4 protein-coding genes are annotated in these 6,094 nt (G+C 37.2%); all 4 read right to left on the bottom strand.

The annotated features are described in order from the left end of the window. Positions 1-2,861, bottom strand: a 2,861-nt coding sequence (locus C564_RS0130870) for a non-ribosomal peptide synthetase (protein ID WP_018768143.1), incomplete at its 3' end; no start/stop codon positions are given. A gap of 14 nt (positions 2,862-2,875) precedes the next feature. Beyond that, positions 2,876-4,138 carry an MFS transporter gene (locus C564_RS0130865; protein WP_003209780.1) on the bottom strand — a complete coding sequence of 421 codons (1,263 nt, stop codon included), beginning with the start codon at positions 4,136-4,138 and terminating at the stop codon, positions 2,876-2,878. 114 nt (positions 4,139-4,252) lie between these two features. After that, positions 4,253-4,576, bottom strand: a complete 324-nt coding sequence (locus C564_RS0130860) for a hypothetical protein (protein WP_006097453.1) — start codon at positions 4,574-4,576, stop codon at positions 4,253-4,255. 1,042 nt (positions 4,577-5,618) lie between these two features. Next, positions 5,619-6,094, bottom strand: a 476-nt coding sequence (locus tag C564_RS0130855) for an ABC transporter permease (protein ID WP_018767255.1), incomplete at its 5' end; no start/stop codon positions are given.

The following is a 6,094-nucleotide window of genomic DNA, read 5'->3' as shown; positions in this document are numbered from 1 at the left end:
GGTACAGGCAAGGCCTCACGATCAACTTTACCGTTAGCAGTTAGTGGAATAGCTTCCATCATCAAAAATCCTGAAGGAACCATATGGCTTGGTAGTTCCGCCTTGAGATAATCTCTCCACTCACCTACATTCCCATCACCCACGACATATGCCACCAATCGTTTATCACCCGGCTGATCCTCTCGAACAATTACAACAGCCTCTTTTACGGATGCATGTGCGTTTAAAGCAGATTCAATTTCCCCGAGCTCAATTCGGAAACCACGGATTTTCACCTGGTGATCAATCCGCCCAAGATAATCTAGATTTCCATCCGGCAAGTATCTCGCTAAGTCTCCTGTCCGATATAATCGCGCTCCCGGGTCACTACTGAATGGATGAGGAATGAAACGTTCTGCAGTCAATTCAGGTCTGTTTAAATACCCACGTGCGAGTCCTGCTCCACCAATATATAGTTCACCAGATACGCCAATAGGCACAGGCTGTTGACAAGCGTCTAGCACATACACTTCTAAATCTGGAATCCGCTTTCCGATATTACTTCTTGAAGAATGCTGCACATCATCTTGAGTAATTGGATAATACGTAACATGAACGGTAGTTTCTGTAATTCCATACATATTGATTAGCTGCGTGTTCTGCTCTCCATACCTTTGAAACCACGGTAGCAAGCTGGTCGGATCGAGTGCTTCCCCACCAAATATGATATAGCGCAGATGCAAGTTTTTATTCTCATCTTCTTGTTCACACACTTGTATCAATTGTCGAAATGCGGATGGTGTCTGATTAAGAACCGTAACCTTTTCCTTTACTAACAGTTGATAGAAATCCTTGGGCGATCGACTAATCCAGTAAGGAACAACAATCAATCTTCCTCCATAGAGTAATGCTCCCCAAATTTCCCAAACTGAGAAGTCAAACGCATAAGAATGGAAAAGCGTCCAAGTATCTTTTTCATCAAACTGATACCAACATTCCGTTGATTTAAATAAACGACTCACATTGTGATGTTCTACCATAACTCCCTTCGGATTCCCTGTTGATCCCGAAGTATAGATCACATAAGCGAGATGTTGGGGACTTACATCAGAAATCGGTAAAGCAGTACTTTCTTTCTCAATCTCAACCTGATCTCGATCAAGGCAAATCGATTTAATATTCTCTGGTAACCATTTCGATTCTTTTAAACTCTCTTGCGTTACGACTAACTGAATGCTAGCATCCTCTAAAATATACTGAAGTCGCTGCTCTGGATATGTTGGATCAAGTGGAACATAAGCTCCACCAGCCTTCAGAATCCCCAAAATACCTACAATCATTTCAAGAGAACGTTCAACACAAAGCCCAACCAATGAATCAGGTCCTACTCCCTTTTTCTGTAGATAGTGAGCTAACTGATTCGCACGTTCATTAAGCTCACTATAGGTAAGCCCCTCCTTTTCATACACAACTGCAATGGCATTGGGATGAATCGTCGCTTGCTGCTCAAACAACTCATGGATGGTTGCTTGAGGTGGAAAGTCAAGCTTAGGATCGTTGAACTCTACTAGACTTTTTCTTTTATCTTCTTCTGAAATGATTTCGATCTCAGCAACCTTCTGCTTCGGATTTTTAAATGTGTTTTCCATTAATGCTAGCATGGTGTTAAAAAAGCGAATTATCTCTTCTTTGGAAAATAGCTCTTCACGATAATCAACATGTACTTGTAAAGAGTCTATATCAGTCAAATTTTCGATATGTACTGCAAAGTCTTGCACCTCTTCACGATTTGGAATCCAAAGAGAGTCACCACTTTCAGCACGTTCTCTATAATCAATCGTAGTTCCAAAAAGTCGAACATTACTGTTATTCTCTTTATTAATCTGCTTTAATAACAAATCAAATGGATATTTCTGATGTCGTAATGATTTACTTTGTTTTCTAGACACTCGACCAATAAATGAGAGTACTTCTTCTTCAGGATCGATATCCATTCTTAGAGGAACTGTACTCACCATCATTCCAATTAATTCCCGCTCCATTTTAGTCATACGATTGCCGTAAGCCATTCCCAAGGCAATATCAAGCGATGAGGTCCATCGATACATCGACAACGAAAGCGCAGCAACAAAAAAAGTATATATACTAAATTTGTAATCTTCAGAAAATTTTTCTATCTTTTTCTTCAAATGTTCCGATAATGTAAACGTCTCACGTGATGCTCTCGTACTAACTTGGTAAGCATCATAGGGTTTCAATCCCGTCACGGATGGAAGTGTATTGAATTCCTCTAACCAAAAGTTTTGATCCTTTTGAAAACGACTGCTGTTCAAGTATGTCTGTTCATTGACTAGAAACTGAACATATGAGTTCCTAGGTATGCTCACATCTGTCTCACTATGAAACTTATGATAATATTTAGCAATCTGACTAGTAAAAATTTGGATTGATAAACCATCCATGATAATGTGATGGACATTGCCAAAGACGGCACACTCATTATCGCTTAATTTTATTAAAGCGAAATAGTATAAATCAGAATCAAATAACGTAAACGTCTCTTGCGCCTTCTGCTCAATCCATTTTTCCAGCAAATCTGAATCTCTCTCGGAACTGAAATCAAAGAAGTCAAATTCTCGTTCTTGATGTTTAACAAAATATTGCTCAGGTTCCTGATGTCCATGTTCTTTCAGCCTGATACACAAACCATCGTTTTCACTAATAACACGATTCATGGCTCGATTTAATAATGAATAATCCATTTTTCGATGGATCTTGAACAAGAATTTTAGATTACATATACCTTTACCTGAATAAATAACTTCTGTATACCATATTCTCCTCTGTGGATGACTTAAAAGATAACGCTCCTCATTGGACATAAAGAAATCTCCCTTCAAAGATTAGTTACTTTTATGTGTTCGTTTTCATGTTTAACCCAAAAATATTTTTGTAATGAAACCCCAATTACTCCAATGATGATGAGCCCAATACCTACATAAAGATAGAGTTGAATTACTCCGAAAAGGTGAACTAGTGGTCCGCTCATAGCTGGAGAAATGATGAGGACTGCATTTGCTAAACTGCTTTGAATTCCAAACACTCTTCCGACCTGTTCTTGATGAGATTCTATTTGCAGAATGACTTGATTGGATACAAGCATAAGTCCACTTCCAATACCAGCGATAAAACTAATCAGATAGCCAAAAATAAGGGATGTACCGGGACTTACCAGACTTATCAGACTAATTCCACCAAAGCCAATTCCCATTAAAGCAATGCCCCCACATACTACCCAACCGTATTGAAAATGTTTTATTTTTTGTGTTAAGAATGCACCAAGTATTCCCCCAATACCAATAATAGAAATGATATATCCCATTTTACTCTTATCATTTGGGAACAAACTCTTAAATAAAGTAGGGAACTGCGAGTCTACTAATTGTAATACTGCCATACCTATTGTAAAGAAAATCATGGTTGATAATATCATCCGATTGGATAATACATAACTCCAACCTTGTAACCAAGCAGTCCAAGTGCTTTGCTGTTGCTTTTCTATATATTCTCTTGACAGAGATTCCTTAAACCTTATTGTGGGCAATAAAACCAAAGCAGCTAGTAAACTACATATTGCCCTTATTACAAGACAAAACTCTGGCTGAAACCAGCTCAGTAACACTCCACCTATAAGCGGACCCACTATCTTGGTTCCTTGCTCAACTATACCGTTGATACTTACCGCTTTGGTAAGCAAATCAGGGGATACAATTTGTCGTGTTAGTGTTTGCTGTGCAGGATAATAGAAAACGGTAAAAATGGATCGAATCATTAAAGCTAACAAAAGCCAATGAATATTTTGGACAAATAAAAGAACGATTGTTAATAGACCAACCATTAGATTACTAAACATCATAATTGGAATTTTTCTAAAGCGATCAGCAATCACACCTGCCCATGAACTAAATAAAATTCCAGGAAGTGCATACGCAACGGGAATCAATCCAATCATGGTAGGGTCTACTTCCCATTCAAAACCAACAATGGTCATAATGGCTAACATATCAATAAATACTCCGAGCATAATCAGTGAATACGCAGAGAAAACTTGTAAATAAATTGTATTTCCCCATAGACTTTTTGAGTCGGTAGTTTTCATAAAAACGATCTCCTTAAGTTTACTAAAATGGATGTTTTTGCGTACATGGGCCCTTTATTGGATATAATTAATCACTCTAAATATTTTTATTTAAACTTTAATACAATTCAAACTTCAATTAATCATAAAGTTCATTATCTTTTTTCGCTCTACTAAATCAAATACATTTATCTCTTCATCTCTTGTTTTTTCAAGTTCTTTCATTTTCTGTTCTTGCTCTGAAATAATCTCCCTTACAAATAAACGAAAGCGAATTAGAAAATCTCTATTCATGTTGTCATTTCCTGCAACATTAAACAACGGGAATAGTTCATTAATCAATTCATGTTCATATAATTCTCTTTGATTTTCCTCTTCTACAAGATTCACCTTCACTCGATGAAAATAATGATTTAATAGTTCTGTAACTTTATTATTTACAGTAGTTTGAACATCCAATCCACATCCCTTTTTCAGAATTTTCTACACTTTATACCCCACATACTATCACACAAAATTCCCTCCTACTATCATCATAAGGTTGAAATAATCAAATTAGAAAATTCAGATAAAAACACATCAATAGACCCATTTTATTTACTACCGTCATTAAAATATCCTACTTATCAATAAGACTACTAAGCTATTTTTATATAATGATTGATAGATTTTTATTAAATAAAAAATTCAAATAAGTTTACACTATGCCCAACTTCTGTCATTTGAATCGATTTAAGTTCCCTCCTATTCACATTGTATTTTTTGTTACTTGTTTACTTCTTCATAATACCCAAATAATGTAAATATCAGATTAATCCAATATTAAGCATTCGTAAATATAAGCAATATAATATTATGCCATCGAGATGCTATTTTGAATATTCCGTAAAAAAACACCTAATATGTAGCAAAATCAATCAATCAACCAACCAATCATCATACATACCCTCACCTTAAGAGATTTTAATACCCTTAAATACAAAAAGGCGTCATCCTTTCTAATAACCTTGTTTAGAAAGAATAACGTTTTTGTACAATTGAGGGTAGTTGATATTCTTAAGTTGATGGGCATATGACGGTACCCCAAATGATTTCAAGTTTCCATTATTTGCGCAATCCATCACTCCGCAATCTGGCCAAATACATAAAGATAGAGTAACAAAACAAAAGCCAAAGTTAGACACATTACTTTTTTAAGCTATTGTTTTAGAATAAAGTTTGTTCAAATTAATGCAAATAACCTTGAAAAACGAACAAAAAGAAAGAGCCTGTTTAAAAAAAGATTTAAGTTTCGATTTTATAAAAAAGTTTGTTCATTTTTCACCTTAGATCTTCCGCAATAGCGCCCAATTGTTAAAAAACATGAAGGTGTTATATCGACAATAGTTATCCTGAGAACATGACAAATAATTAAAGCACGGAAAAATTTCCCGTGCTTTTCCAAACATATATTTTATTTCGGATGTTTTAGTTGCCATGAGACACCGAACCGATGGTGTACTTACCCTAACTGACGTTTAAATACTTTACTGGCGAAGAAGTAAGCAATGACCATGATGCCGACACACCAGGCAAGCGCGATCCAGATACCGTTGCCAACAGACCCTTCATACAAGAGGGCACGAATCGTATTCACTATTGAAGTCACGGGCTGGTTCTCAGCGAACGCACGGACAATTTTAGGCATGGTTTCAGTGGGAACAAAGGCCGAACTGATAAACGGCAGGAAAATCAGCGGGTACGAGTAGGCTGTCGCCCCTTCCATAGACTTCGCTGTCAATCCGGGAATGACCGCCAGCCATGTCAGCGCCAGCGTAAACAGCCCGAGTATCCCAGCTACCGCGAGCCAATCCAGGATATCAGCGCTGGAACGGAAGCCCATCAAGAGGGCGACGAGGATAACCACCACAATAGTAAGCGCATTGGAAACAAGTGAGGTCAACACGTGAGCCCACAATACCGACGAGCGCTTGATGG

The organism is Bacillus sp. 105MF (assembly GCF_000374885.1).
Lineage (GTDB): Bacteria > Bacillota > Bacilli > Bacillales > Bacillaceae_G > Bacillus_A > Bacillus_A pseudomycoides.
The sequence above is the reverse complement of the archived record's forward strand: the minus strand, read 5'-3'. Positions and strand labels throughout refer to the sequence as shown.